The organism is Pseudomonas sp. Leaf48, assembly GCF_001421885.1.
GTDB lineage: Bacteria > Pseudomonadota > Gammaproteobacteria > Pseudomonadales > Pseudomonadaceae > Aquipseudomonas.
This window is the reverse complement of record NZ_LMLH01000031.1, coordinates 189,545-216,543: the sequence shown is the minus strand read 5'-3', so window position 1 is coordinate 216,543 and position 26,999 is coordinate 189,545. Positions and strand designations below refer to the sequence as shown.

Here is a 26,999-nt window from a genome sequence, read left to right as displayed (position 1 = left end):
CTTCAATATCAGGTCAGTCGCGCACCGGGCCGGGGGCCAGGACTTCACGCGAACCGTTGGTGTTCATGGAGGTCACGACCCCGGCCATTTCCATGGCTTCGATCATGCGCGCAGCGCGGTTGTAGCCGATCTTCAGCTTGCGCTGTACCGCGGAGATGGACGCGCGACGACTTTCAAGAACGAACTGCACCGCTTCGTCGTACAGCGCGTCAGCCTCAGGATCGTCGCCATCGCCACCGCCGCTGCTGCCTTCGAAGCCACTGCCGGCCTCTTCGACACCGTTGAGAATGTCGTCGTTATACTCCGGCGCACCACGCAACTTCCAGGCTTCCACCACGCGGTGAACCTCGTCGTCGGACACGAATGCACCGTGCACACGGATCGGCAGGCTGGTGCCCGGCGGCATGTACAACATGTCACCGTGGCCCAGCAGTTGTTCGGCGCCACCCTGGTCGATGATGGTCCGCGAGTCGATCTTGCTCGATACCTGGAACGCCATGCGGGTCGGAATGTTGGCCTTGATCAGACCGGTGATCACGTCCACCGACGGCCGCTGGGTCGCGAGGATCAAGTGGATACCGGCGGCTCGGGCTTTCTGGGCGATACGGGCGATCAGCTCTTCAACCTTCTTGCCGACGATCATCATCATGTCGGCGAATTCGTCCACCACCACCACGATGGTCGGCAGCTTTTGCAGCAGCGGTGCTTCGTCGTGGATGCTTTCGCGCTTGTACAGCGGATCGCTCAACGGCTCGCCGGCGTCCTGGGCTTCCTTGACCTTGGCGTTGAAGCCGGACAGGTTACGCACGCCCATCTTCGCCATCAGCTTGTAGCGCCGCTCCATCTCGGCAACGCTCCAGCGCAGGGCGTTGGCCGCGTCCTTCATGTCGGTGACCACCGGGCACAACAGGTGCGGAATGCCTTCGTAGATCGACAATTCAAGCATTTTCGGGTCGATCATGATCAGCTTGGCGTCTTCCGGGCCGGACTTGAACAGGATCGACAGGATCATCGCGTTCACACCCACCGACTTACCGGAACCGGTGGTACCGGCCACCAGCAGGTGGGGCATCTTCGCAAGGTCGGTAATCACCGGCTTGCCGCCGATATCATGGCCCAAGGCCAGTGTGACCGGGGACTTGAAGTTGTCGTACTCGGGGGTCGACAGTACCTCGGAGAAGCGCACGATCTGCCGGTCTTCGTTGGGGATCTCGATACCCACCGTAGTCTTGCCGGGAATCACTTCCACCACGCGCACGCTGGTCACGGCCAGGGAACGTGCCAGGTCCTTGGCCAGGTTGGAGATACGGCTGACCTTGACCCCTGCCGCCGGCTGGATTTCGTAACGGGTAATCACCGGGCCCGGGTGAATCGAGTCAACCGCGACTTCGACACCGAATTCCTTGAGCTTGATTTCCAGCAGATGGCCGACCGCAGCCAGGGATTCAGGCGAATAATTGAGTTGTTTCTTTTCCGCCGGGTCGAGAATCGAGATTGGCGGCAAGGTGCCTTCCACGGCGCTGTCGACGAACAGCGGCGCCTGTTTCTCTTTTTCCACACGTTTGCTTGGCGCGGCCGGCTTGACCGGAGCCGGGGCAATCACCGGCGGCACCTGCTTTTCGCGTTCGGACATGTGCTTGCTCAGGGCCTGCTCACGCTCGATCAGGCGTTCCTTGACCTTGGCCTGTTCGCGCTTGTCGGTGACGGTCGGTGCGACCACGTCATGCACACGGTCATCAACCTCTCGCAACTGGGCGACCAGTTGCTTGCGTTCGGCACGGGCGGCCCACCAGCGATTGGCGGCGCCCTGGAACAGTTCGAACAGGTCCAGGGTGATCTTGCCGGTAAGGTCCATCACCTTGAACCACGACAGATCGGTGAACACCGTCAGGCCGAACAGGAACAAGGCGATGAACAACAGCGTGCTGCCCTGGATGTTCAGGGCGGTCCTGGCCAGGTCGCCGAGGCTTTCACCCAGTGCACCACCGGCACCGGCCGGCAGACCGGTTGCCGCGTGGAAATGGATATGCGCCAGCGCCGCACCCGAGAGCACCAGGAACACCAGGCCGATCAGGCGCCAGGAGAACAGCCAGCCGCTCCACTGCCACGGTTCGTGACGCTGACGAAAGATCTGATACGTCTTGATCGCCAGCAGCAACGGGAAGATGTAGGCGAAGTAGCCCAGCACCATGAACAGGATATCGGCGCTGTAGGAGCCCGCAGGCCCGCCGAAGTTCTGCACGTCGTCGATCTTGCTGTTGTGGCTCCAGCCCGGATCATCCTTGCCATAGGTCAACAGGGCCATCATCAGGAACAGGCACAGGGCGCCGATGGCGATCAGTGCACCTTCCTTGAGTCGGTAGTGCAGATGTTGGCGCCAGAGCGGAACGACGGCTGGTTTGGGTGCTACGGTGGATTTCTTCAAAACGCTTCTATTCCTGCGCCAACGGCGCGTCCATCTGTTGATTGACTATAAAAAACTGCCCAATCCAGGCAGGTAAAAAAGTTGCGATGCGTAACCGGGACTACTTTTAACACTGCACAGCGGTTTTTATAAACACGGTATGCACTGCTTTTTAATACAAATGCCCTGATAGCGAGGCATTGTACGGGTTTGTGCGTGCGACGCCATGTTTGCGACCCTTGGGTGTAGCATAGTCAACAGCACATGACATGCAGTTCAATTTGAGCATGCATTCTCTTTTGTGACAAAGGCTTATGAGGTGTTTTTATGAGCACAGCGAAGCATTCCCGCCTGATCATTCTGGGTTCCGGCCCTGCCGGTTACAGTGCGGCCGTGTATGCCGCCCGCGCCAACCTCAAACCGGTCGTCATCACCGGCATACAGGCAGGAGGCCAGCTCACCACCACCGTTGAAGTCGATAACTGGCCGGGCGACGTCGAAGGCCTGACCGGTCCGGTGCTGATGGAGCGCATGCAAAAACACGCCGAGCGCTTTGCCACAGAGATCGTTTACGACCACATCCATACCGCCAAGTTGCAACAACGCCCCTTCGAGCTGACCGGAGACGGCGGCACGTACACCTGCGACGCGCTGATCATTGCCACCGGCGCTTCGGCGCAGTATTTGGGCCTGCCCTCTGAAGAAACCTTTGCCGGCAAAGGCGTTTCCGCCTGCGCCACCTGTGACGGCTTCTTCTATCGAAATCAGGTAGTGGCCGTCGTTGGCGGCGGCAACACGGCGGTCGAGGAAGCCCTTTACCTGTCGAACATCGCCAGGGAAGTGCATCTCATCCATCGCCGCGACAAGTTGCGCTCGGAGAAAATTCTCCAGGACAAACTCTTCGAGAAGGCCGCCAACGGCAATATCCGCCTGCACTGGAACCAGAACCTGGACGAAGTGCTCGGTGACTCCAGTGGCGTCACCGGTGCCCGCTTGCGTGACAGCCACACTGGCGCAACCAGCGAATTGTCGCTGGCCGGGGTGTTTATAGCCATCGGCCACAAACCCAATACCGACCTGTTCGTCGGCCAGCTGGAGATGCGCGACGGCTATCTGCTGGTCAAGGGTGGCAGCGAAGGCGATGCCACCGCCACCGCCATTGCCGGCGTGTTTGCTGCGGGCGACGTGGCCGATCACGTCTATCGCCAGGCCGTGACCTCTGCCGGCGCGGGCTGTATGGCCGCACTGGACGCCGAGAAATACCTGGACGACATTCCTGTCATTTGAAGGCAAACTCAACGGCGGGACAACACCCGCCACTGCCCTCCCCTTCTGCAAGCCCGGATGCCATGCTGACTTGGTTACAACGCAACTCCCTGAACTTTCCACCACTGGAAAAAGCCATGCGCGACCCCAACGGGCTGCTGGCTGCCGGTGGTGATTTGTCCGCCGACAGGCTGATCAACGCCTATCGCCATGGTTGCTTTCCGTGGTTTTCCGAAGGCCAGCCGATTCTCTGGTGGTCGCCCGACCCGCGCACGGTACTGTTTCCTGACGAACTGCACGTCTCGCGCAGCCTGAACAAGCTGCTGCGCCAACAACGCTATCAAGTGACCTTCGACCAGGACTTTGCCGCCGTCATCCGCGCCTGCGCCGCGCCACGGGAATACGCCGACGGCACCTGGATCACCGACGCCATGCAGGACGCCTACATAGAGCTGCACAGGCGTGGTCATGCGCATTCGGTGGAAGTCTGGGACCAGGACGAACTGGTCGGCGGGCTGTACGGACTGGCGATGGGACAGCTGTTTTTTGGCGAGTCGATGTTCAGCCTCGCCGACAATGCCTCGAAATTCGGCTTTGCCACCCTGGTGCGGCATCTGCAAGACTCAGGCTTTGTCCTGATCGACTGCCAGATGCCCACCGATCACCTGCACAGCCTGGGCGCCCGGGCGATTCCCCGCCGCGAATTCGCCGCCTACCTTGCCAGGCATCTGGATCAACCCAATGGTGCCACCTGGGTTTGCTGAGCGACTTTTGCCGCCGTGGCTTACACTTAATCAAAAGCTTATTCCCGAGGGTTGATCATGACCGAGTTGGCGCGTCTGAAGTTCTATGCCACTCAGCCGCACTCTTGCAGTTACCTGCCCGAGGAGCAGGCCACCACCCTGTTCCTGGACCCTAGCCAGCCCATGGATGTGCATGTCTACGCAGACCTGTCGGAGATGGGGTTTCGTCGCAGCGGCGATCATCTCTACCGACCGCATTGCCAGCATTGCAATGCGTGCGTTCCGGCGCGCATTCCCGTGGCTCAATTCACACCGAACCGCCAGCAGAAACGCATCCTCAAGCGCAACGCGGATCTGCAGGTACGCCCGGCCAAGCCGGGGTACAGCGAAGAGTACTTCGACCTTTATCAGCGCTATATCGAGCAACGCCACGCCGATGGCGATATGTACCCGCCGAGCCGCGATCAGTTTTCGACCTTCCTGGTACGCGACCTGCCGTTCTCCCGATTTTACGAATTCCGCCTGAACGGCCAGTTGCTCGCGGTTGCCGTCACCGATTTACTGCCCAACGGTTTGTCGGCGGTCTATACCTTCTACGAACCCGCCGAAGAACGCCGCAGCCTGGGACGTTTCGCGATCCTGTGGCAAATCGCCGAGACCCGCCGCCTGGAACTGGAAGCCGTCTACCTTGGCTACTGGATAAAAAACTGCAAAAAAATGAGCTACAAGACTCAATATCGCCCTATCGAGCTGCTGATTAACCAGCGCTGGGTGGTTCTGAACTAGAGCATTCCCTAAACCCCTTGGCTTGAACCCCACTTTTCGGGCACAATGCACGCCGCTTTTGCCTGGCGCAGTTGCACCGGGCCATTCATTGGACACCGAGGGCTTTACTGCATGTCGAAAGAAGACAGCTTCGAAATGGAAGGCACTGTCGTCGACACCCTGCCCAACACCATGTTTCGTGTGGAGTTGGAAAATGGGCACGTCGTAACCGCGCACATCTCCGGCAAGATGCGCAAGAACTACATCCGTATTCTTACCGGCGACAAAGTGCGCGTAGAGCTGACTCCCTATGACTTGAGCAAAGGGCGCATCACTTACCGCGCCCGTTAATCAAGTCAATACAAGACGCCCGGCCTATGCCGGGCGTTTTTGTTTGCCTGGGATTTGATGCAGCACACCAGGCCAATGTGGGAGCGGGCTTGCTCGCGAAGGCGGCCTGACATTCACCATCGATGTTGACTGACCCACCGCTTTCGCGAGCAAGCCCGCTCCCACAGGGGTATGTGTGAATCCTGAAAATCGGCACACAGCAAAAAGGCGCCTTTCGGCGCCTTTCTGTTTTGTTGCGGCTTAACGTCAAGCCATCTCGGCCGTGGTCTCGAACTCGAAGGTCAGCTCGCCGTCCTTGATGTCGATGTGTACCACACCGCCGTGTTCGGCCAGTTCGCCAAAGAGGATCTCCTCCGCCAGCGGACGCTTGATCTTGTCCTGGATCAGGCGAGCCATCGGACGAGCGCCCATGGCCGAGTCGTAACCACCGGCTGCCAGCCAGCTGCGGGCGGCATCGGTGACTTCCAGCAACACACGCTTGTCTTCCAACTGCGCCTGAAGCTCGGTGAGGAACTTGTCCACCACGCTCTTGATGACCTCATGACTGAGGCGACCAAACTGGATAATGGTATCCAGACGGTTGCGGAACTCTGGCGTGAAGCTCTTCTTGATCACTTCCATCGCGTCGGACGAGTGATCCTGGAACGTGAAACCGATCGAAGCTCGGGCTGCGGTTTCGGCACCGGCGTTGGTCGTCATGATGACGATCACGTTACGGAAATCCGCCTTGCGCCCGTTGTTATCGGTCAGGGTACCGTGGTCCATGACCTGCAGCAGCAGGTTGAAGACTTCCGGATGCGCCTTCTCGATTTCATCGAGCAACAGCACGCAGTGTGGCTGCTTGGTGATGGCTTCGGTCAGCAGACCGCCCTGATCGAACCCGACATAACCCGGAGGCGCACCGATCAGACGCGATACGGTGTGGCGCTCCATGTACTCGGACATGTCGAAGCGAATCAGCTCGACGCCCAGCGCCTTGGCCAGTTGACGCGCCGCTTCGGTTTTACCGACACCGGTCGGCCCTGCGAACAGGAACGAACCGACAGGCTTGTCAGGCGACTTCAGGCCAGCGCGCGACAATTTGATCGCGGTTGCCAGCGAGTCGATCGCCGCGTCCTGACCGAACACGGTCAGCTTCAGGTCACGCTCAAGGTTACGCAGCAGTTCCTTGTCGGAACTGGTGACGTGTTTTGGCGGAATTCGCGCAATTTTCGCGACGATATCCTCGACTTGCGGCACTTCAATGCGCTTGACGCGCATTTCCACGGGCTGCAGGCGCTGATAGGCACCCGCCTCGTCGATGACATCGATGGCCTTGTCCGGCATGTGCCGGTCATTGATATAGCGCGAAGCCAGTTCGGCAGCGGCGCGCAAGGCCTCATCACTGTATTCGATATTGTGATGGGACTCGAAGCGCCCCTTCAGGCCGCGCAGGATGCCGATGGTGTCTTCCACCGAAGGCTCGGACACATCGACCTTCTGGAAACGCCGGGCCAGGGCACGGTCCTTCTCGAAGATTCCGCGAAATTCCTGGAACGTGGTCGAGCCGATGCAACGGATATCACCCGACGACAGCAACGGCTTGAGCAGGTTCGAGGCGTCCATGACACCGCCAGAGGCGGCACCGGCACCAATGATGGTGTGGATTTCGTCGATGAACAGGATCGCCTGCGGGCGTTTTTTCAGTTCATTGAGCAACGCCTTGAAGCGCTTCTCGAAATCACCGCGGTATTTGGTACCGGCCAGCAAGGCTCCCAGGTCAAGGGAATACACCACGCTGTTGGCCAGCAGGTCCGGCACCTGGTTGTCGACGATGCGCTTGGCCAGGCCTTCGGCAATCGCGGTTTTACCCACGCCCGCCTCGCCAACCAGCAGCGGATTGTTCTTGCGCCGACGCGCCAGGATCTGCGCTACGCGTTCGACTTCCAGTTCGCGCCCCACCAGTGGATCGATCCGACCCTGGCGCGCGAGTTCGTTGAGGTTGCTGGCATAAGCATCCAGAGGATTGCCCGAGGAAGAAGATTCACCGCCCTCGTCGTCCTGCATATCCTGCTCACCTTCAGAGTGATCGCCATGCCCCGGCACCTTGGAAATGCCATGGGCGATATAGTTGACGACATCGATGCGCGCAACGCTCTGCTGTTTAAGCAGGAACACTGCCTGACTCTCTTGCTCACTGAAGATCGCGACCAGCACGTTGGCGCCAGTCACTTCGCGTTTGCCCGAGCTCTGTACGTGAAACACGGCACGCTGCAGTACACGCTGGAAGCCCAGGGTTGGCTGGGTTTCGCGGTCCTCGTCATGAACGGGGATCAGTGGCGTGGTGGAGTCGATGAACTCCTGCAGGTCATGCTTGAGTTTGTCGAGGTTCGCGCCGCACGCACGCAAAACGGTGGCGGCAGCCTCATTGTCCAATAGGGCCAGCAGGAGATGCTCGACGGTCATGAATTCATGACGCTTCGAGCGTGCTTCCTTGAAGGCAAGATTGAGGGTGACTTCGAGCTCGCGGTTTAACATAGCTTCACCTCATACCCAAGTGTCCGGCGATTAACCGTCCTTCTCGATTTCACAGAGTAGCGGATGCTGGCTTTCCCTGGCGTACTGGTTGACCTGCATGGCCTTGGTCTCGGCGATGTCCCGGGTAAACACTCCACATACTGCCCGCCCTTCTGTGTGGACGGCCAGCATGACCTTGGTCGCCAGCTCGCGATTCAGGTTAAAAAACACCTCGAGCACTTCGACGACGAAATCCATCGGTGTGTAGTCATCATTGAACAAAACCACCTTGTACATCGGCGGTGCCTGTAAAGCAGGCTTGGCCTCCTGAACAGCAATGCCTGCGGAATCGTCGTCGTGTTCCTCCGGGCGATCCTTCTGGAGAGTCGGGCGATCCTGATTGAATGTTAGTCGAATCTGGCTGATTGCATGCATGGAAAGAAAGGTTCGTCTGTTGTTCAATTACAGTGGTGGGGGCGGCTATCAGCGTTTTCAACTCCGAGTGCCGGGTCTGCTTGACTATCGGCAAAACGGTGTTACAACCAATAGAGCCCACAGTGGGTAAAAAAGGTCCGCGGAGTCAATCTTATTTTCAGATACGACTGCGGATGTACTGGATGATACTCCAGTGATGGAGTCTGTTGCAGAGGGAGTTGGTATGTCAGGCGTCAAGGTCAGCGGCAAGGTCAAATGGTTCAACAACGCCAAGGGTTACGGTTTCATAAATGAAGACGGCAACACAGACGATCTGTTTGCCCACTTTTCCGCCATCCAGATGGATGGCTATAAAACCCTGAAAGCCGGTCAAGCTGTTGTATTCGAGATTATCCAGGGGCCCAAGGGCCTGCACGCAGTCAACATCGGCAACCCCGTGGACAGCCTGAATTCCACGGCACCCGCTGCACAACAGACCGTTACGGCTTAAGACCACACCGTCATCCCAGTCATAAAAAAACCGCCCGGCTCGATTGAGCCGGGCGGTTTTTTGCATGACTGCCGCTCGCTTACATGTGCGAGATCAGCGCATCGCCGAAGCCGGAGGAAGAAACCAGCTTGGCTCCATCCATCAAGCGCTCGAAGTCATAGGTCACGGTCTTGGCGGAAATCGCCCCGTTGGTGCCCTTGATGATCAGGTCGGCCGCTTCGGTCCAGCCCATGTGACGCAGCATCATTTCTGCCGACAGGATCAGCGAACCCGGGTTGACCTGGTCCTTGCCCGCGTATTTCGGTGCAGTACCGTGGGTGGCTTCGAACATGGCCACGGTGTCGGACAGGTTGGCGCCCGGCGCAATACCGATACCGCCCACTTCCGCCGCCAGGGCGTCGGAGAGGTAGTCGCCGTTGAGGTTCAGGGTCGCGATGACATCGTATTCAGCCGGGCGCAGCAGGATCTGCTGGAGCATGGCGTCGGCGATGGCATCCTTGACGACAACGTTCTTGCCGGTTTTCGGGTTCTTGAACTGCATCCACGGGCCACCGTCGAGCAGGGTCGCGCCGAACTCTTCAGCCGCCACTTCGTAGGCCCACTCCTTGAAGGCACCTTCGGTGAACTTCATGATGTTGCCTTTGTGCACGATGGTCAGCGAGTCGCGGTCGTTGTCGACCACATACTGCAGCGCCTTGCGCGCCAGACGCTTGGTGCCTTCCAGGGACACCGGCTTGACGCCGATACCGCAGTTTTCATCGAAACGGATCTTGGTGACGCCCATTTCCTCTTTAAGGAACTTGATGACCTTGGTCGCCTCCGGCGAGCCGGCCTTCCATTCAATACCGGCGTAGATGTCTTCGGAGTTCTCACGGAAGATCGTCATGTCGACGTCGCCTGGCTTCTTGACCGGGCTCGGCACGCCTTCGAACCAGCGCACCGGACGCAGGCAGACGTACAGGTCCAGTTGCTGGCGCAGTGCAACGTTCAACGAACGGATGCCGCCACCGACCGGAGTGGTCAGCGGGCCCTTGATCGAAACCACGTAATCCTTGACTGCGTCCAGGGTTTCCTGAGGCAGCCAGGTGTCCTGATCGTAAACCTGGGTCGCTTTTTCCCCGGCGTACACTTCCATCCAGGAAATCTTGCGCTCGTCGCCGTAGGCCTTTTTAACGGCAGCATCGACAACCTTGATCATGACGGGGCTGATATCAACGCCAATACCGTCGCCTTCGATGAAGGGAATGATCGGGTTATTCGGAACATTGAGAGAATGGTCTGCATTGACGGTGATTTTGTCGCCGACAGCTGGAACCTGAATCTTCTTGTAACCCATGCTGAACTCCATTGATTGGATTGAACATCTGGCTTGGTTCGAGCGTAACCCAGTTAAATCGGCGCGCAAACCCTATGTTCCTGTCATCTGCGGTAAAGCCTTGCAACGGGCGCACTACAAGCTTGAAAGCAAAGGCAAAAATGCCAAAACCCGGGATAAGCATTGACCTTGCACCGGCCCCGCTCCTGCGACCTTTAGACCAATGGACGAGAATCATTGCATCTGAAGCATCGGCAGAATGCCAGCTACCTATGTATAATGCGGCCGCTGACTAAAGGGTCACGACGGCGGAACGGCTCTACGACGACAGTTTCCGCCCGGCAAGCCGGCCTGCTACAGCATCCCGGCCACTTGACGCCCTACTGATGCACCCAACATCACAGCAACGAAATCTCGATATTCGGCTCATGGATGACTTTGAACGAACGCGCTTACCCGGCGCCCCTCGAGTTTCTGCGCACGCTTTAGCAAAGAAGAGAGAGTTAATCCGAATATGCCCACCCGCTCGAAGATCATCTATACCTTCACCGACGAAGCTCCTGCCCTCGCCACCTATTCACTGTTGCCTATCGTAGAGGCTTTCACCGCCTCGGCTGATATCGCCGTGGAAACCCGCGATATCTCTCTTGCAGGACGCATCCTGGCCAGCTTCCCCGAGCAACTGGGTGACAAAGCCGTAGCCGACCACCTCGCCGAACTGGGCGACCTGGCCGTTACGCCTGAAGCCAACATCATCAAATTGCCGAACATCAGCGCCTCGGTACCGCAACTGCAAGCCGCGATCAAAGAGCTGCAAGCTCAGGGCTACGCACTGCCGGACTACCCGGAAACCGTCACCTGCGACGCCGACAAAGACGTCAAGGCGCGCTACGACAAGGTCAAGGGCAGCGCCGTGAACCCGGTTCTGCGCGAAGGCAACTCCGACCGTCGCGCCCCGCTGTCGGTGAAGAACTACGCTCGCAAGCACCCGCACAAGATGGGCGCCTGGGCCAAGGACTCCAAGTCCCACGTCGCGCACATGAGCACCGGTGATTTCTACGGCAGCGAAAAAGCCGCCCTGATCGACGCCGCTGACGCCGTGAAAATCGAATTGATCGCTCAAGACGGCACGACCACCGTCCTGAAGGCAAAGACCAGCGTTCAGGCTGGCGAGATCCTCGACTGCGCCGTGATGAGCAAAAACGCCCTGCGTAACTTCATCGCCGCTGAAATCGAAGACGCCAAGGCTAATGGCGTACTGCTGTCGGTTCACCTCAAAGCCACCATGATGAAGGTCTCCGACCCGATCATGTTCGGCCAGATCGTTGCCGAGTTCTATAAAGACGCACTGGCCAAGCACGCTGACGTGCTGGCACAGATCGGCTTTAACCTGAACAACGGCATCGGCGACCTGTACGCTCGCATCAAGGCCTTGCCGGCCGAGCAGCAAGCAGCCATCGAAGCCGACATCCAGGCGGTCTACGCTGCTCGTCCGTCGCTGGCCATGGTCAACTCCGACAAAGGCATCACCAACCTGCACGTGCCGAGCGACGTTATCGTCGACGCCTCGATGCCGGCCATGATCCGTGACTCCGGCAAGATGTGGGGCACCGACGGCCAGCTGCACGACACCAAGGCGGTGATCCCGGACCGTTGCTACGCCACTATCTACCAGGCTGTGATCGCTGACTGCATCGCCAATGGCGCCTTCGATCCGACCACCATGGGCAGCGTGCCGAACGTTGGCCTGATGGCGAAGAAAGCCGAAGAGTATGGCTCCCACGACAAGACCTTCCAGATCAAGGCTGACGGCGTGGTTCGTGTGACCGACAGCAAAGGCACCCTGCTGATGGAACAGGCTGTTGAAGCCGGTGACATCTTCCGCATGTGCCAGACCAAAGACGCGCCGATCCAGGACTGGGTCAAGCTGGCCGTCAACCGTGCCCGCGCAAGCAGCACACCGGCCATTTTCTGGCTGGACCCGATGCGCGCCCACGACGGCGTGGTGATCGAGAAAGTTCAGGCTTACCTGAAGGATCACGACACCGCCGGCCTGGACATCCAGATCATGGCCCCAGTCGATGCAATGAAGTACACCCTGCAGCGCACTCGCGAAGGCAAGGACACCATTTCGGTGACCGGCAACGTACTGCGCGACTACCTGACCGACCTGTTCCCGATCATGGAACTGGGCACCAGCGCCAAGATGCTGTCGATCGTGCCGCTGATGAATGGCGGTGGCCTGTTCGAAACCGGCGCCGGTGGTTCGGCTCCGAAACACGTTCAGCAACTGCTGGAAGAGAACTTCCTGCGCTGGGACTCCCTGGGCGAGTTCCTCGCTCTGGCCGCGTCCCTCGAGCACCTGGGTGTTACTTACAACAACCCGAAGGCGCTGGTTCTGGCCAAGACCCTGGATCAGGCCACCGGCCAGTTCCTGGACAACAACAAGTCGCCATCGCGTAAAGTCGGGAACATCGACAACCGCGGCAGCCACTTCTACCTGGCGCTGTACTGGGCTCAGGCCCTGGCTGCCCAGACCGAAGACACTGCACTGCAAGCGCAGTTCGCGACCCTGGCCAAGACCCTGACCGAGAACGAAGCAACCATCGTTGCCGAGCTCAACGCCGTTCAGGGCAAGCCAGTGGACATCGGCGGTTACTACCACGCCAGTGCCGAGCTGATCAGCAAGGCCATGCGCCCGAGCGCAACCTTCAACGCAGCGGTTGCAGCGTTGGTTTAAGGTTGTAAGGGAACATCACAAACCCCGGCCATGTGCCGGGGTTTGTGTTTTTGGCCCCACCAAAGATCCAATGTGGGAGCGGGCTTGCTCGCGAATGCGGTTTATCATTGAACATCTCCATTGACTGAACCGCCGCTTTCGCGAGCAAGCCCGCTCCCACATTGACCGTGTTTCAATATTCAGAATTTGAGGAAACTTCATGGACTGGAAACCCCACATCACCGTCGCCACCATCGTCGAAGACAACGGCCGCTTCCTGATGGTCGAGGAACTCAAGCACGGACGTGTGGTGCTCAATCAGCCTGCCGGCCATCTGGATCCGAATGAAACCCTGACCGAAGCCGCCGTACGCGAAACCCTCGAAGAAACCGGCTGGGACGTCGAAGCCACCGGCGTGGTGGGAATTTATCTCTACACCGCCCCAAGCAACGGCGTGACTTATCAGCGAGTCTGCTTCATCGCCAAACCGCTGCAACACCGCCCCGATTACCAACTGGACGACGGCATCGTCGGCGCCAAGTGGCTGACCCGCGACGAATTAATCGAGCAGCGCGACCATTGGCGCAGCGAGCTGATCATCCGCTGCATCGACGATTACCTGGCCGGCCATCACTTCGGCCTCGAACTGATCCGTCCTTCTCTTTAGCCTTGCAGGCTTGAGCCTGTTAGAATCTCGTCCTTTTTCAAGACACTCATTGAATCCCTATGCGTGATCCAGCCCCTTCTGACACACAAAAGAAGCGCGTCATTGTCGGCATGTCCGGCGGCGTGGACTCTTCCGTTTCCGCCCTTCTGCTGATCGAGCAGGGATATGAGGTGGAAGGCCTGTTCATGAAGAACTGGGAAGAAGACGACGGAACCGAATACTGCACCGCCATGGATGATCTGGCGGACGCCCAGGCCGTGTGCGACAAGATTGGCATCAAGCTGCACACCGCCAACTTCGCCGCCGAGTACTGGGATAACGTGTTCGAGCACTTCCTGGCCGAATACAAGGCCGGCCGCACGCCGAACCCGGATATCCTGTGCAACCGCGAGATCAAGTTCAAGGCGTTCCTCGACTACGCCATGATGCTTGGCGCCGACCTGATTGCCACCGGTCACTACGTGCGTCGCCGCGACATCGACGGCCGCACCGAACTGCTCAAGGGCCTGGACGCGAACAAGGACCAGAGCTACTTCCTGCACGCCGTCGGCGGCGAGCAGATCGCCAAGACCCTGTTCCCGGTCGGCGAACTGGAAAAACCCGAAGTGCGCGCGATTGCCGAGAAATACGAACTGGCGACCGCGAAGAAAAAGGACTCCACCGGAATCTGCTTTATCGGCGAGCGCCGCTTCAGTGACTTCCTCAAGCAGTACCTGCCGGCCCAGCCGGGCGAGATCAAGACCACCGAAGGCGAGATCATCGGCCGTCACCACGGCCTGATGTACCACACCATCGGCCAGCGCCAGGGCCTGGGCATCGGCGGCTTGAAAGACGCCAGTGACGAGCCGTGGTACGTATTGATCAAGGACCTGGAACACAACGAGCTGATCGTCGGCCAGGGCAATGATCACCCCTGGCTGTTCTCCCGCGCCCTGCTCGCTTCGGACATCTATTGGGTCAACCCGATCGACCTGAGCCAGCCGCGCAGGCTGACCGCCAAGGTCCGCTATCGCCAGAGCGACCAGCCCTGCACCCTGGAAAAGACCGCCACCGGTTACCGTGCGACTTTCGATGACCCGCAGCGCGCAGTCACCCCGGGCCAGTCCGTGGTGTTCTACGACGGCGAAATCTGCCTGGGCGGCGGCGTCATTGAAGTGGCAGAGCCATGGACCAGTAAAGGCCAGGCGCAATGACTCCCACCCAGGAACAACTGACGGCGCTGGGCGGCGTGTTTCTCGCCGCCGTGCTGGTCGACAAGATCGCCAAGACCGGCCAGACCAACGAAGCCGGCCTGACCTGCATGCTGGGTAGCCTGTTGATTCGCGATCCCAAGGACACCCTGGAAGTCTACGGCGGCGACGATATCAATCTGCGCGAAGGCTATCGTGCCTTGATCGGCGCCCTCGAACGCGATCCAAGCGCCCTGCAGCGCGAACCCTTGCGTTATGCCCTGGCCATGCTTGGCCTGGAGCGTCAGTTGGCCAAGCGCGGCGACATGCTCGACGTGATCGGTAAGCGCCTGCCGCAAATCCAGTCCCAGGTCGAACACTTTGGCCCGGCTCACGAAAACGTGATCGCCGCCTGTGGCGCGCTGTACCAGGATACCCTGAGCACCTTGCGCCAACGCATCCAGGTGCACGGCGACATGCGTAACCTGCAACAACCGAGCAATGCCTCGAAAATTCGCGCCCTGCTGCTCGCCGGTATCCGTTCGGCACGCCTGTGGCGGCAGCTGGGCGGGCATCGCTGGCAGCTGGTGGTCAGCCGGCGCAAGCTGCTCAAAGAGCTTTATCCGCTGATGCGCAGCAGCTGAACCGCGCCCGCAACATGCTTTTGTAATCTGTAACGCGTAATACGCCGGTCAGTTGGCGACGGACCGGCGGATTTTTTCATGTATGATACGCGCCCCATTTCGTTGCCCGACTGTCCGAGAACACCCCATGCAGCTTTCTTCGCTCACTGCGGTTTCCCCTGTTGACGGCCGCTACGCCGGCAAAACCCAGGCCCTGCGCCCAATTTTCAGCGAGTACGGCCTGATCCGTGCCCGTGTCCTGGTTGAAGTGCGCTGGCTCCAGCGCCTGGCCGCTCACCCTGCCATCAGCGAAGTGCCGGCGTTCTCCGCGCAAGCCAACGCGGTGTTGAACACCTTGGCGGAAAACTTCTCTCTGGAGCATGCCGAGCGCGTCAAAGAGATCGAGCGCACCACCAACCACGACGTCAAAGCCATCGAATACCTGCTCAAGGAGCAGGCGGCCAAGCTGCCGGAACTGGCCAAGGTCAGCGAATTCATCCACTTTGCCTGCACCAGCGAGGACATCAACAACCTGTCCCACGCCCTGATGCTGCGCGAAGGCCGTGATGATGTGATGCTGCCGCTGATGCGCCAGACCGCCAACGCCATCCGCGAACTGGCCATCCGTTTCGCCGACGTGCCGATGCTGTCGCGCACCCACGGCCAACCGGCCTCGCCGACCACCCTGGGCAAAGAACTGGCCAACGTGGTTTACCGCCTGGAGCGCCAGATCGCTCAGGTCGCTGCCGTTCCGCTGCTGGGCAAGATCAACGGCGCTGTCGGCAACTACAACGCCCACCTGTCGGCCTACCCCGAGATCGACTGGGAAGCCAACGCCCGCGCCTTCATCGAAGACGAGCTGGGTCTGGGCTTCAACCCGTACACCACGCAGATCGAACCGCACGACTACATCGCCGAGCTGTTCGACGCGATCGCACGCTTCAACACCATCCTGATCGACTTCGACCGCGACATCTGGGGCTACATCTCCCTGGGTTATTTCAAGCAACGCACCATCGCTGGCGAAATCGGCTCGTCGACCATGCCGCACAAGGTCAACCCGATCGACTTCGAAAACTCCGAAGGCAACCTGGGCATCGCCAACGCGCTTTTCCAGCACCTGGCGAGCAAGCTGCCGATCTCCCGCTGGCAGCGCGACCTGACCGACTCCACCGTACTGCGCAACCTCGGTGTCGGCTTCGCCCACAGCGTGATCGCGTACGAAGCCAGCCTCAAGGGCATCAGCAAGCTGGAGCTCAACGAGCAGAAAATCGCCGCTGACCTGGACGCCTGCTGGGAAGTCCTGGCCGAGCCGATCCAGACCGTGATGCGCCGCTACAACATCGAAAACCCGTACGAGAAGCTGAAAGAATTGACCCGCGGCAAGGGCATCAGCCCGGAAGCGTTGCAGACTTTCATCGACGGCCTGGACATGCCGGCCGCCGCCAAGGCAGAGCTGAAGTTGCTCACCCCGGCGAACTACATCGGTAACGCTGTAGAGCAAGCCAAACGTATCTGATCGACCGCAAGACCCCTTTGAGACGCCCGGCAGCGCCGGGCGTTTTTATTCCCGTATGAAAAGTGCATTTTTTCAATAGGTTACACATGAATCCTGACACTCCTCTGCAACTTCTCGGCGGTATCACGGCACGGGAATTCCTGCGCGACTACTGGCAGAAAAAACCACTGCTGATCCGTCAGGCAATTCCTGATTTCGAAAGCCCGATCGACGCCGACGAACTGGCCGGCCTGGCACTGGAAGAAGAAGTCGAATCGCGTCTGATCATCGAAAACGGCGAACGCCCGTGGGAATTGCGCCGCGGTCCGTTTGCCGAAGACGAATTCAGCAAATTGCCGGAGCGAGAGTGGACCCTGCTGGTTCAAGCCGTGGACCAGTTCGTACCGGAAGTCAGCGAACTGCTCGAACATTTCCGCTTCCTGCCGAGCTGGCGCATCGACGACGTGATGATCAGCTTCGCCGCCCCGGGTGGCAGCGTGGGTCCGCACTTCGACAACTACGACGTGTTCCTGCTGCAAGGCCATGGCAAGCGCAACTGGAAGATCGGCCAGATGTGCGATTCCGATAGCGCCCTGCTGCAGCATGCCGACCTGCGCATCCTCGCCGACTTCGAAGCCACCGATGAGTGGGTCCTGGAACCGGGCGACATGCTGTACCTGCCGCCGCGCCTGGCCCACTGCGGCGTTGCAGTCGATGACTGCCTGACCTATTCGGTTGGTTTCCGCGCACCGAGCGCCGCTGAAGTACTGACCCACTTCACCGATTTCCTTAGCCAGTTCCTGCCGGATGAAGAGCGCTACACCGACGCCGACGCCCTGCCGGTGGCGGATCCGCACCAGATCCAGCATGACGCCCTCGACCGCTTGAAAGGCCTGCTGGCCGAACACATGAGCGACGAGCGCCTGCTGCTGACCTGGTTCGGCCAGTTCATGACCGAACCGCGCTACCCGGAACTGGTGGTCGGGCCGGAAGATCTGGAAGAAGACGACGTACTCAGCGCACTGGAAGAAGGCGCCGTACTGATCCGCAACCCGAGCGCACGCCTGGCCTGGTCGGAAGTCGACGACGACCTGCTGCTGTTCGCCAGCGGCCAGAGCCGCTACCTGCCGGGCAAGTTGCGCGAACTGTTGAAGATGATCTGCGCCGCCGACGCGCTGCACATCGACAACCTCGGCGCCTGGCTGAGCGACGAAGACGGCCGCAGCCTGCTGTGCGAACTGGTCAAGCAAGGAAGCCTGGGGTTCGCCGATGAATAAGATTCACGTAAGTGTCGCAGACTGGCAAAAGGACAACGCCGAGATCCGGCGCATTCGTGAGACGGTGTTCGTCGCCGAGCAATGCGTGCCACCCGAGCTGGAATGGGACGCCGATGACGCGACCGCCGTGCATTTCCTGGCGTTCGAAGGCGACTTTCCGATCGGTACCGCCCGCTTGCTGCCCGACGGGCACGTTGGCCGGGTATCGGTACTCAAGGACTGGCGCGGCCTGAAAGTCGGCGATGCACTGATGCATGCAGTGATCGGTGAAGCCGAGAAGCGCGGGCTCAAGCAGCAGATGCTCAGCGCCCAGGTGCAGGCCACGGCGTTCTATGAGCGCCTGGGCTTTCGCATGGTCAGCGAGGAGTTCCTGGAAGCCGGGATTCCTCATGTGGACATGGTTCGCCATTCGGCCTGAACCCTGTGATGAAGAGGCCCTGCGTCATGGCGGGCCTCTTTGTCATGGAGGGCTTGTGTGCCTCAGAAGGCTTGTGTGCCATAGAGGGCTTCTGTGTCATAGAGGGCCTTTTTGTCATGGAGGGCTTGTGTGCCTAGAGGGCTTCTGTGGCGAGGGGGCTTGCCCCCGCTGGGTCGCGCAGCGGCCCCAGTATTTTCAGGGCCGCTGCGCAGCCCAACGGGGGCAAGCCCCCTCGCCACAAAAGCAATATGTGAACACCATCAAAACGCCTCGTCATCTTCAGATGCCGGGGCGTTTTGCCGTCTAGGATTCAACTACCGCCCCGCCAGGCCGACAAACTGGCAACATCAAGCCTTTGATTGCGGAGATAACGGATATGTCCCTACGCACCCTGCTCACCACACTGTTGGTAGCCAGCAGCTTTTCGGTCATGGCAGCCACGGAAATCGTGCCGCTGAAATATCACACCAGCGCCGACATGCTGCCGGTCGCCCAAGACTATATCGGCAAGGACGGCCAGGTCAGCGCCTACGGCAATCAGCTCATTGTCAACGCCGATCAGCGCAAGATCGACGAACTTAAAGCCCTTCTCAGCCAACTCGACACCGCCCCAAAACGCCTGCTGATCACTGTCGACACCAACGAAAACAACGTTCAGGGTGGTCAGGGTTATTCGGTGAACGGCGCCAAACCGGGCAAGACCCGGATCATCAGCTATGGCACCGACAGCCGCGACGGTGGCATCCAGCAAATCCAGGCCAGTGAAGGCGCGCCGGCGCTGATCCAGGTCGGCCAAAGCATTCCGCTGACCAGCAGCCAGACCGACTCCTACGGCGACCTGCGCAGCCAGACCGAATACCGCAACGTCACCCAGGGCTTCTACGTCACCGCCAGCGTCACCGGTGACATCGTTCACCTGTCGATCAGTACCAATCGTGACCGCATGAGCCAGGAACGTCCCGATGTAGTGAACGTGCAAAGTACCGACACGACAGTCACCGGGCGCCTGGGTGAATGGATCCTGCTGGCCGGCATGAATGGCCAGACGCAGGCCGACAAACAGGGCATGACCCGCAACTACGCGACTCAGAGCCGCAATGACATGACTGTGCGGGTGAAAGTCGACACTTTGGACTAACGTCCCAAAAACTGACTGGCGAGTCGCATTCACAGAAAAATGTAGTGCCTGAAAAAAAGCACTACAAAACGTTTGACGCGCCAAAAAAGCAAAGGCATGATGGCCTCGCTCCCGCTAACCAGGGGCCCTGGCAAGGGCCTTCGAAGCGATGTCTCGCAGCTACCCCGCGATCCGCTTCGTGTCTGTACCGCCCACAAGGTGTGTTTGACGAGGTTGCCGACTGGAACGAAGTTGTCCCGAGGGACGGAAGCTAATAGGTAACCCGGCAGCACACTGATGTTCGTACCAAGGCCCACGATGCCCGAATGCGCCCGCAGTTCGCCTCTACCTGCTCTCTTCCCCCCCCGAGTCATCGTCCACCCCGTCGTCAGCCCCGCCGAATCCGACCGAACCATTGAGCTTCTGGTCAGCGAGCGCAGGAATTTTCCACCGCAGAACAACTTTTCATAAAGACGCGACGAGGTTTATCTCCATGGCACTGACACGCGAACAGCAAATTGCAGCCCTCGAAAAAGACTGGGCTGAAAACCCGCGCTGGAAAGGCGTGACACGCACTTACTCCGCTGCTGACGTCGTCCGTCTGCGTGGCTCGGTTCAACCTGAGCACACCTTTGCAAAAATGGGCGCCGAGAAGCTGTGGAACCTGGTGACCCAGGGTGCCAAGCCAGCCTTCCGTCCTGAGAAAGATTTCGTCAACTGCATGGGCGCCCTGACCGGCGGCCAGGCTGTACAACAAGTTAAAGCCGGTATCCAGGCGATCTACCTGTCGGGCTGGCAGGTTGCTGCGGACAACAACTCCGCAGAATCGATGTACCCGGACCAGTCGCTGTACCCGGTGGACTCGGTTCCAACCGTGGTCAAGCGCATCAACAACTCGTTCCGTCGCGCCGACCAGATCCAGTGGAAAGCCGGCAAGAACCCGGGCGACGACGGCTACATCGACTACTTCGCACCTATCGTGGCTGACGCCGAAGCCGGTTTCGGCGGCGTACTGAACGCCTACGAGCTGATGAAGAGCATGATCGAAGCAGGCGCCGCCGGCGTTCACTTCGAAGACCAACTGGCTTCCGTGAAGAAATGCGGCCACATGGGCGGCAAGGTACTGGTTCCTACCCAGGAAGCCGTACAGAAGCTGACCGCTGCCCGTCTGGCGGCTGACGTTGCCGGTACTCCGACCATCATCCTGGCTCGTACCGACGCTAACGCCGCCGACCTGCTGACTTCCGACTGCGACCCGTACGACCAGCCATTCGTGACTGGCGAACGTACCCAGGAAGGCTTCTACAAAGTGCGCGCTGGCCTGGACCAGGCGATCGCTCGCGGCCTGGCTTACGCTCCGTACGCCGACCTGATCTGGTGCGAAACCGCCAAGCCAGACCTGGACGAGGCTCGTCGCTTCGCTGAAGCGATCAAAAAGGAATACCCGGACCAACTGCTGTCCTACAACTGCTCGCCTTCTTTCAACTGGAAGAAAAACCTGGACGACGCGACCATCGCCAAGTTCCAGCGCGAACTGTCCGCCATGGGCTACAAGCACCAGTTCATCACCCTGGCCGGCATTCACAACATGTGGCACAGCATGTTCAACCTGGCGCACGACTACGCCCGCAACGACATGACTGCCTACGTGAAGCTGCAAGAGCAGGAATTCGCTGACGCTTCGAAGGGCTACACCTTCGTGGCTCACCAGCAGGAAGTGGGCACCGGCTACTTCGACGACATGACCACCGTGATCCAGGGCGGCTCGTCTTCGGTCACCGCGCTGACCGGTTCGACTGAAGAAGAACAGTTCCACTGATCTGCTTCTTGAGTACACGGCCGCTGCGGACCGACTGAAAAGCTAACCGCAGCGCTGCACATCTGACGCCCCGACTGGTTCGGGGCGTTTTTTTTGCCTGCGACTCCTCAAACACCACAAACCCTGCATCCATACCTCACCGCAGGAGCTGTCTCGTGAAACGAGGCTGCGATCTTTTGATCTTGCTTGTAAAAAATCAAAAGATCGCAGCCTCGTTTCACTCGACAGCTCCTACAGTTATGCGCATGTAAGACAACTTCCCCACCATAAACCAGTTAAACACTTTAAAAACCAGCACAAACAATACTGATTATCATTTAGCAAAAACCATGTTCGTTACATTCCAAACAAAACATAATTCCCCAAATGCCGGCTAATGCCCGCATCGCAAGGGCTACAGGGCTCCAAAGGCTCAGAATGTCCTTATTCCTATAATAAATTTCGCTATAGGAATTTTACTTGCCGGGTGTTTAGCCATAAAATCAGCGGGATTGATTGCTGCGACATATCGTCACTGCTTTGTTACTTTTTCAAGCTCAGAGACCTTTGCTCTCTGTTAAGGATTACCAGCATGCCCGAAGCGACAGGACTCATGGCCCACAACTGGGGCTTTGCCATTTTCCTTCTAGGCGTCGTCGGCCTCTGTGCCTTCATGCTGGGCGTCTCAAGCCTCCTCGGGTCAAAAGCCTGGGGCCGCAGCAAAAACGAACCGTTCGAGTCCGGCATGCTACCTACAGGTGGCGCCCGCTTGCGGCTCTCGGCAAAATTCTATCTGGTCGCGATGCTCTTCGTGATCTTCGATATCGAAGCCCTCTTTCTCTTTGCATGGTCTGTGTCCGTCCGCGAAAGCGGCTGGACCGGATTCGTCGAAGCTCTCGTTTTCATAGCAATTCTGTTGGCAGGCCTTGTCTACCTATTCCGAGTGGGCGCCCTTGACTGGGCTCCGGAAGCTCGGCGCAAGCGGCAAGCGAAGCTGAAACAATGAGGCTTTGGCAATGCAATACAATCTCACCAGGATCGACCCCGATGCTCCTAACGAGCAGTATCCGATTGGCGAACGGGAAACCGTTTCCGATCCGTTAGAAGATCAAGTCCACAAAAACATCTTCATGGGCAAGCTCGAAGACGTGCTTAACGGCACGATCAACTGGGGGCGCAAGAACTCCCTGTGGCCGTATAACTTCGGTCTTTCGTGCTGCTACGTGGAAATGACCACCGCCTTCACGGCGCCCCACGACATCGCGCGCTTTGGCGCCGAGGTTATCCGGGCATCGCCGCGCCAGGCGGATTTCATGGTTATCGCTGGTACCTGCTTCATCAAGATGGCGCCGATCATTCAGCGTCTCTATGAGCAAATGCTCGAACCGAAATGGGTAATTTCCATGGGTTCGTGCGCCAACTCCGGTGGCATGTACGACATCTACTCTGTCGTTCAAGGGGTGGACAAGTTCCTGCCCGTGGACGTCTACGTGCCTGGCTGCCCGCCCCGTCCTGAAGCTTTCCTGCAAGGCCTGATGCTGTTGCAGGAGTCAATTGGACAGGAGCGTCGTCCGCTTTCCTGGGTCGTTGGTGATCAAGGCGTCTACCGCGCCGAGATGCCTTCCGAGAAGGAAAAGCGCCGCGAACAGCGAATCGCAGTCACCAACCTGCGCAGCCCCGACGAAGTCTGATCCAGATCTGCTTCTTTGATAGAACGAGACACTGGCTTCATTCTTTACGTTGACCGAAAGCGATAAATAACCATGACTACAGGCAGTGCTCTGTACATCCCGCCTTACAAGGCAGACGACCAGGATGTGGTCGTCGAACTGAACAACCGTTTTGGCCCGGAGGCGTTCACCGCCCAGCCTACCCGCACCGGCATGCCGGTGCTTTGGGTTGCCCGCGCCAAACTCGTCGAAGTCCTGACCTTCCTGCGTAACCTGCCCAAGCCGTACGTCATGCTCTATGACCTGCACGGCGTGGACGAGCGTCTGCGCACCAAGCGTCAAGGGCTGCCAAGCGGCGCCGACTTCTCCGTGTTCTATCACTTGATGTCGATCGAGCGTAACAGCGACGTCATGATCAAGGTCGCCCTGTCCGAGAGCGACCTCAGCCTGCCGACCGTCACCAGCATCTGGCCGAACGCCAACTGGTACGAGCGTGAAGTCTGGGACATGTACGGCATCGACTTCAAAGGCCACCCTCACCTGACGCGCATCATGATGCCGCCCACCTGGGAAGGTCACCCGCTGCGCAAGGATTTTCCGGCGCGCGCCACCGAATTCGATCCGTTCAGCCTGACCCTGGCCAAACAACAACTCGAGGAAGAAGCCGCGCGCTTCAAGCCTGAAGACTGGGGCATGAAACGTTCCGGCGCGAACGAGGACTACATGTTCCTCAACCTCGGCCCTAACCACCCTTCGGCGCACGGTGCGTTCCGCATCATCCTGCAGCTGGACGGTGAAGAGATCGTCGATTGCGTTCCGGACATCGGCTACCACCACCGTGGCGCCGAGAAGATGGCCGAGCGCCAGTCCTGGCACAGCTTCATCCCGTACACCGACCGTATCGACTACCTCGGCGGCGTGATGAACAACCTGCCGTACGTGCTCTCGGTCGAGAAGCTGGCCGGCATCAAGGTGCCAGAGAAGGTCGACGTCATCCGCATCATGATGGCCGAGTTCTTCCGGATCACCAGCCACCTGCTGTTCCTGGGTACTTACATCCAGGACGTCGGCGCCATGACTCCGGTGTTCTTCACCTTCACCGACCGCCAGAAGGCGTACACGGTGATCGAAGCCATTACCGGTTTCCGCCTGCACCCGGCCTGGTACCGCATCGGTGGCGTCGCCCACGACCTGCCGCGCGGCTGGGAAAAACTGGTGAAAGACTTCGTCGAGTGGATGCCAAAGCGTCTGGACGAATACCAGAAAGCCGCACTGGACAACAGCATCCTGCGTGGCCGCACCATCGGCGTCGCCGCCTACAACACCAAGGAAGCCCTGGAATGGGGTGTCACCGGTGCCGGCCTGCGTTCGACCGGTTGCGACTTCGACCTGCGTAAAGCGCGTCCATACTCCGGTTACGAGAACTTCGAATTCGAAGTGCCGCTGGCCGCCAATGGCGATGCCTACGATCGTTGCATCGTACGTGTCGAAGAAATGCGCCAGAGCATCAAGATCATCGAGCAGTGCATGCGCAACATGCCGCAAGGCCCGTACAAGGCGGATCACCCGCTGACCACGCCGCCGCCGAAAGAGCGCACCCTGCAACACATCGAGACCCTGATCACGCACTTCCTGCAAGTTTCGTGGGGCCCGGTCATGCCGGCCAACGAATCCTTCCAGATGATCGAAGCGACCAAGGGCATCAACAGTTATTACCTGACGAGCGATGGCGGCACCATGAGCTACCGCACCCGGATTCGTACTCCAAGCTTCCCGCACTTGCAGCAGATCCCTTCGGTGATCAAAGGCAGCATGGTCGCGGACTTGATCGCGTACCTGGGTAGTATCGATTTCGTTATGGCCGACGTGGACCGCTAAGCATGAACAGCACGCTTATCCAGACAGACCGTTTCACCTTGAGTGAAACCGAGCGCTCGGCCATCGAGCACGAGTTGCATCACTACGAAGACCCGCGCGCGGCGTCCATCGAAGCCCTGAAGATCGTCCAGAAGGAACGTGGCTGGGTGCCGGATGGCGCCCTGTACGCCATCGGCGAAATCCTCGGCATCCCGGCCAGCGACGTAGAAGGCGTGGCGACGTTCTATAGCCAGATCTTCCGTCAGCCGGTCGGCCGTCACATCATTCGCGTCTGCGACAGCATGGTCTGCTACATCGGCGGCCACGAGTCGGTTGTCAGCGAAATCCAGAGCAAGCTCGGCATCGGCCTGGGTCAAACCACCGCCGACGGTCGTTTCACCCTGCTGCCGGTCTGCTGCCTCGGCAACTGCGACAAGGCGCCGGCGTTGATGATCGACGACGACACTTTCGGTGATGTGCAGCCAGCAGGCGTTGCCAAATTGCTCGAGGGCTACGTATGACCCTGACTTCTTTCGGCCCGGCCAACCGCATCAAGCGTTCGGCCGAGACTCACCCGCTCACCTGGCGTCTGCGTGACGACGGCGAAGCCGTATGGCTCGACGAGTACCAGGCCAAGAACGGTTACGCCGCTGCGCGCAAGGCCTTTGCCGACATGGCTCAGGACGATATCGTCCAGACCGTGAAAGATTCCGGCCTCAAAGGTCGCGGCGGTGCAGGCTTCCCCACAGGCGTGAAGTGGGGACTGATGCCAAAGGACGAATCCATCAACATCCGCTACCTGCTGTGCAACGCGGATGAAATGGAGCCCAACACCTGGAAAGACCGCATGCTGATGGAGCAACTGCCCCATCTGCTGATCGAAGGCATGCTGATCAGTGCCCGTGCACTGAAAACCTACCGTGGCTACATCTTCCTGCGTGGCGAATACACCACCGCCGCCAAGCACCTCAACCGTGCCGTGGAAGAAGCCAAGGCAGCGGGCCTGCTGGGTAAAAACATTCTGGGCAGCGGCTTCGATTTCGAGCTGTTCGTCCACACCGGCGCCGGGCGTTACATCTGCGGTGAAGAAACCGCGTTGATCAACTCCCTCGAAGGTCGCCGCGCCAACCCGCGCTCCAAGCCGCCCTTCCCTGCCGCCGTTGGCGTGTGGGGCAAGCCGACCTGCGTGAACAACGTTGAAACCCTGTGCAACGTCCCGGCGATCATTGCCGACGGCGTGGACTGGTACAAATCGTTGGCACGCGAGGGCAGTGAAGACATGGGCACCAAGCTCATGGGCTTCTCCGGCAAGGTCAAGAACCCGGGCCTGTGGGAACTGCCATTCGGCGTCACCGGTCGCGAGCTGTTCGAAGACTACGCCGGCGGCATGCGCGACGGCTTCAAGCTCAAGGCCTGGCAACCAGGCGGCGCCGGTACCGGCTTCCTGTTGCCGGAACACCTGGACGCACAAATGTACGCCGGCGGCATCGCCAAGGTGGGCACCCGTATGGGTACCGGCCTGGCCATGGCGGTAGACGACAGCGTCAACATGGTGTCCCTGCTGCGCAACATGGAGCAGTTCTTCGCTCGCGAGTCCTGCGGTTTCTGCACCCCTTGCCGTGATGGTTTGCCATGGAGCGTCAAGCTCCTGATGGCCATCGAGAACGGTGAAGGCCAGCCAGGCGACATCGAGACCCTGCTGGGTCTGGTCGGTTTCCTCGGCCCAGGCAAGACCTTCTGTGCTCACGCACCGGGCGCCGTGGAGCCATTGGGCAGCGCAATCAAATACTTCCGCCATGAGTTCGAAGCCGGTATCGCGCCAGTCAGCGCCGCCGTCCCGCCTCTGGCAAGGCCGATTGTAGTCGGCGCGTAAACGCTTAAAAAAGCGAAGGGTCCGTGCCCTTCGCTTTTCGTGTGATGA

General features: G+C 59.4%; 24 protein-coding genes. 20 read left to right on the top strand and 4 right to left on the bottom strand.

All coding sequences use genetic code 11. From position 1 onward, the window contains the following. Positions 1-13: 13 nt before the first annotated feature. A complete protein-coding gene (locus tag ASE98_RS22830; protein ID WP_060543570.1) occupies positions 14-2,425 on the bottom strand; it encodes a DNA translocase FtsK in 2,412 nt (803 codons plus the stop codon). A gap of 306 nt (positions 2,426-2,731) precedes the next feature. Here ASE98_RS22830 and trxB point away from each other — a divergent pair, with 306 nt between their 5' ends. The 4 genes from trxB to infA all read left to right on the top strand — a co-directional run bounded on the left by trxB (position 2,732) and on the right by infA (position 5,529). Next, positions 2,732-3,691 carry a thioredoxin-disulfide reductase gene (trxB, locus tag ASE98_RS22825; RefSeq protein WP_060543569.1) on the top strand — a complete coding sequence of 320 codons (960 nt, stop codon included), beginning with the start codon at positions 2,732-2,734 and terminating at the stop codon, positions 3,689-3,691. Positions 3,692-3,753: 62 nt separating this feature from the next. Continuing rightward, complete coding sequence (aat, locus tag ASE98_RS22820) at positions 3,754-4,434, top strand: leucyl/phenylalanyl-tRNA--protein transferase (protein WP_060543568.1); 681 nt, start codon at positions 3,754-3,756, stop codon at positions 4,432-4,434. Positions 4,435-4,491: 57 nt separating this feature from the next. Beyond that, the gene (locus tag ASE98_RS22815) at positions 4,492-5,199 is read left to right on the top strand and encodes an arginyltransferase (protein ID WP_060543567.1); all 708 of its coding nucleotides are present in this window, start codon (positions 4,492-4,494) and stop codon (positions 5,197-5,199) included. 111 nt (positions 5,200-5,310) lie between these two features. Continuing rightward, on the top strand, positions 5,311-5,529 hold the full coding sequence (gene infA, locus ASE98_RS22810; protein WP_002553999.1) for a translation initiation factor IF-1: 219 nt from the start codon (positions 5,311-5,313) through the stop codon (positions 5,527-5,529). A gap of 246 nt (positions 5,530-5,775) precedes the next feature. Here the strand turns inward: infA and clpA are convergent, their stop codons facing one another. Next, on the bottom strand, positions 5,776-8,046 hold the full coding sequence (clpA, locus tag ASE98_RS22805; protein WP_060543566.1) for an ATP-dependent Clp protease ATP-binding subunit ClpA: 2,271 nt from the start codon (positions 8,044-8,046) through the stop codon (positions 5,776-5,778). Between the two features lie 30 nt (positions 8,047-8,076). Continuing rightward, a complete protein-coding gene (gene clpS / locus ASE98_RS22800) occupies positions 8,077-8,460 on the bottom strand; it encodes an ATP-dependent Clp protease adapter ClpS (RefSeq protein WP_020799529.1) in 384 nt (127 codons plus the stop codon). 223 nt (positions 8,461-8,683) lie between these two features. Between clpS and cspD the strand changes: the two genes are divergently transcribed. Beyond that, positions 8,684-8,950: a cold shock domain-containing protein CspD gene (cspD, locus tag ASE98_RS22795; RefSeq protein ID WP_060543565.1), complete on the top strand. Its 267-nt coding sequence runs from the start codon at positions 8,684-8,686 to the stop codon at positions 8,948-8,950. 79 nt (positions 8,951-9,029) lie between these two features. Here cspD and icd read toward each other — a convergent pair whose 3' ends face one another. Continuing rightward, a complete protein-coding gene (gene icd / locus ASE98_RS22790) occupies positions 9,030-10,286 on the bottom strand; it encodes an NADP-dependent isocitrate dehydrogenase (protein WP_060543564.1) in 1,257 nt (418 codons plus the stop codon). Between icd and ASE98_RS26980 the strand changes: the two genes are divergently transcribed. The 15 genes from ASE98_RS26980 (at position 10,285) to nuoF (ending at position 26,951) form a co-directional block, all read left to right on the top strand. Continuing rightward, positions 10,285-10,452, top strand: coding sequence for a hypothetical protein (locus ASE98_RS26980; protein ID WP_177337000.1), 168 nt, complete (start codon positions 10,285-10,287; stop codon positions 10,450-10,452). The two genes, icd and ASE98_RS26980, sit on opposite strands and share 2 nt — an antisense overlap. A 327-nt stretch (positions 10,453-10,779) precedes the next feature. Further along, positions 10,780-13,005 (top strand): NADP-dependent isocitrate dehydrogenase, encoded by a 2,226-nt coding sequence (locus ASE98_RS22785; RefSeq protein ID WP_060543563.1) that lies wholly within the window; start codon positions 10,780-10,782, stop codon positions 13,003-13,005. Positions 13,006-13,204: 199 nt separating this feature from the next. Next, a complete protein-coding gene (locus ASE98_RS22780) occupies positions 13,205-13,651 on the top strand; it encodes an NUDIX hydrolase (RefSeq protein ID WP_060543562.1) in 447 nt (148 codons plus the stop codon). Positions 13,652-13,710: 59 nt separating this feature from the next. After that, positions 13,711-14,844, top strand: coding sequence for a tRNA 2-thiouridine(34) synthase MnmA (mnmA, locus tag ASE98_RS22775; protein ID WP_060543561.1), 1,134 nt, complete (start codon positions 13,711-13,713; stop codon positions 14,842-14,844). Continuing rightward, a complete protein-coding gene (gene hflD / locus ASE98_RS22770; protein ID WP_060543560.1) occupies positions 14,841-15,464 on the top strand; it encodes a high frequency lysogenization protein HflD in 624 nt (207 codons plus the stop codon). Before mnmA ends, hflD begins: the two co-directional genes overlap by 4 nt. Positions 15,465-15,591: 127 nt before the next feature. Further along, entirely contained in the window at positions 15,592-16,962 is a 1,371-nt protein-coding gene (purB, locus tag ASE98_RS22765; RefSeq protein ID WP_060543559.1) for an adenylosuccinate lyase, read from the top strand. An 86-nt stretch (positions 16,963-17,048) separates the two neighbouring features. Next, on the top strand, positions 17,049-18,218 hold the full coding sequence (locus tag ASE98_RS22760) for a ribosomal protein uL16 3-hydroxylase (RefSeq protein WP_060543558.1): 1,170 nt from the start codon (positions 17,049-17,051) through the stop codon (positions 18,216-18,218). Then, entirely contained in the window at positions 18,211-18,636 is a 426-nt protein-coding gene (locus ASE98_RS22755; RefSeq protein WP_060543557.1) for a GNAT family N-acetyltransferase, read from the top strand. The genes ASE98_RS22760 and ASE98_RS22755 overlap by 8 nt, the downstream gene beginning before the upstream one ends. 376 nt (positions 18,637-19,012) lie before the next feature. Next, a complete protein-coding gene (locus tag ASE98_RS22750; RefSeq protein WP_060543556.1) occupies positions 19,013-19,774 on the top strand; it encodes a secretin N-terminal domain-containing protein in 762 nt (253 codons plus the stop codon). 472 nt (positions 19,775-20,246) lie between these two features. Then, a complete protein-coding gene (gene aceA / locus ASE98_RS22745) occupies positions 20,247-21,572 on the top strand; it encodes an isocitrate lyase (protein ID WP_034146910.1) in 1,326 nt (441 codons plus the stop codon). Between the two features lie 571 nt (positions 21,573-22,143). Continuing rightward, positions 22,144-22,557: an NADH-quinone oxidoreductase subunit A gene (locus tag ASE98_RS22740; protein WP_003223812.1), complete on the top strand. Its 414-nt coding sequence runs from the start codon at positions 22,144-22,146 to the stop codon at positions 22,555-22,557. Between the two features lie 10 nt (positions 22,558-22,567). Beyond that, entirely contained in the window at positions 22,568-23,242 is a 675-nt protein-coding gene (locus tag ASE98_RS22735; protein ID WP_007946424.1) for a NuoB/complex I 20 kDa subunit family protein, read from the top strand. Positions 23,243-23,314: 72 nt separating this feature from the next. Then, positions 23,315-25,099 (top strand): NADH-quinone oxidoreductase subunit C/D, encoded by a 1,785-nt coding sequence (gene nuoC / locus ASE98_RS22730; RefSeq protein WP_060543555.1) that lies wholly within the window; start codon positions 23,315-23,317, stop codon positions 25,097-25,099. A 2-nt stretch (positions 25,100-25,101) separates the two neighbouring features. Beyond that, complete coding sequence (gene nuoE / locus ASE98_RS22725) at positions 25,102-25,599, top strand: NADH-quinone oxidoreductase subunit NuoE (protein ID WP_008020715.1); 498 nt, start codon at positions 25,102-25,104, stop codon at positions 25,597-25,599. Then, a complete protein-coding gene (gene nuoF / locus ASE98_RS22720) occupies positions 25,596-26,951 on the top strand; it encodes an NADH-quinone oxidoreductase subunit NuoF (protein ID WP_060543554.1) in 1,356 nt (451 codons plus the stop codon). Before nuoE ends, nuoF begins: the two co-directional genes overlap by 4 nt. Positions 26,952-26,999 lie beyond the last annotated feature (48 nt).